Consider the following 1,778-nt stretch of genomic DNA (forward strand, 5'->3'; position numbering starts at 1 on the left):
CGCAGTTTGGGCAGGGAGTCTCGCTGATGGTCCACCTTACCCAATCGACTCCCGGAAGTCACCCTGCTGAGCAGTTAAGTACGTTGAAGCTAACATTGCGATATTCCGGAAAAGCGCCGGAACCTCTCCATTCCCGCTCCAACGTACTTTCTCCTGCCACGCACTCCGCGCGATTTATCTATAAGATAAACGCAGTGTACTTAAAAGGCTGTCCGCTCAGACGTACCCTGGCGGCCTGGTTCACACGCCGGTTAACCTGAGTGGAGTGGGCGGGAGCAACGCGGGTTCCGGGCGTGAAGTTGATAACCCGAGGCCCTGTCCCTGGGTATGGACGAAACAGACGGCAGTCCGCGTCATGTCGTGCGGGATCAGCCCCGTAGATGTAGTCCCGGCAGTGGCGGACAGAAGGTCCTTACCCAGCGGTCAGGAGAGGCGTATACTCCGCGCATGTCGGCCTCATCCACCCCACCCACGGCCACGGGCCGCACCCGCCTGACGCTGTTCTTCACCATCTTCATTGCCATGCTGGGCCTGAGCGTCCTGTTTCCCATCATCGCGCCCCTGGGCCGCCAGCTGGGCCTGACCGAGACACAGACCGGCTGGTTTTCCACCGGTTACTCCCTGATGCAGTTCATCTTCTCGCCTATCTGGGGAAGCCGCAGCGAACGCCAGGGCCGAAAACCCGTCCTGATCCTGGGACTCGTGGGCTTTTCCATCAGCTTCGGCCTGTTCGGCGTGCTTGCGCAGCTTGGCCTCCAGGGCACGCTGGGCGGCGCGGCGCTGTTCGCGCTGCTGGTCGGGTCCCGCCTGATCGGTGGCATGCTGTCCAGCGCCACCCTCCCCACCGCGCAGGCCATGATGGCCGACCTGAGTACCAAGGAGGACCGCGCCGCCAGCCTCGGCCTGATCGGCGCGGCCTTCGGGCTGGGCGTGGTGTTCGGCCCCGCCATCGGCGCGCTCCTGAGCACCGTGAGCCTCACCGCGCCCATCTTCTTCAGCACCGCGCTCGGCCTGATCACCGCCCTGGTCGCGTGGCGCACCCTGCCTGAAACGCGCCGCGCCGGGGCACCCGAGCAACCCAGCGGCAGCCGCCGCGCCCTGCTGGGCCAGGGTGCCATCCCACTGTTTCTGGCCATCAGCGCCCTGAGCACGCTGGCCAGCGTCGGCATGGAACAGACCATCGGCTTCTACGTGCAGGACACCCTGGCGCTCACTCCGGGCAGTGCGGCGCGCACCGTCGGCGGCATGCTCACCATCTTCGGACTCGTCGCCGCGATCGTGCAGGGCGGCGCGATCCGGCCCCTTGCCAAGAAACTACCCACCACGCCCCTCGTCGCCGCCGGGCTGCTGATCATGGCCGCCGGGATGTTCCTGCTGCCTACCGGTCAGAGCTTCTGGCCCATCACGCTGGCCCTGGCCGTCATCGGGATCGGGAGCGCCGTCCTGAGCCCCAGCCTCAGCGCCGCCCTGAGCCTCAGCGTCACCGACGACCAGCAGGGCGCGGTCGCCGGACTGAACTCCAGCGCCCTCGCCCTGGGCCGCATGGCCGGCCCCCTGATCGGCACCGGCCTGTACCAGAGCGCCAGCCACGCCGCCCCCTACCTTCTCAGCGGCAGCGTCCTGCTGGCCCTGCTGGTCTGGACGCTGATCAGCCGGCCAAACGTCAACCCCGCCTGACAGTTGATGGCTAATGGATGATGGTCAACTGACATCTTTCAGTTCTAAGCCACATGCTGGCGAGTGCCGTCCCAGACGGCTAAAATCCGTTCCATTTCTCT

General features: G+C 65.9%; 1 protein-coding gene. It reads left to right on the top strand.

The window, feature by feature from the left end:
* Positions 1–447: 447 nt before the first annotated feature.
* Complete coding sequence (locus QZ271_RS14280) at positions 448–1,677, top strand: MFS transporter (RefSeq protein ID WP_291432600.1); 1,230 nt, start codon at positions 448–450, stop codon at positions 1,675–1,677.
* Positions 1,678–1,778 lie beyond the last annotated feature (101 nt).

Source organism: Deinococcus sp. (genome assembly GCF_018260555.1).
Taxonomy (GTDB): domain Bacteria; phylum Deinococcota; class Deinococci; order Deinococcales; family Deinococcaceae; genus Deinococcus.

Coding starts and splice junctions, on each gene's coding strand:
- QZ271_RS14280 (WP_291432600.1), top strand. CDS start 448: ATGTCGGCCTCATCCACCCCACCCACGGCCACGGGCCGCACCCGCCTG.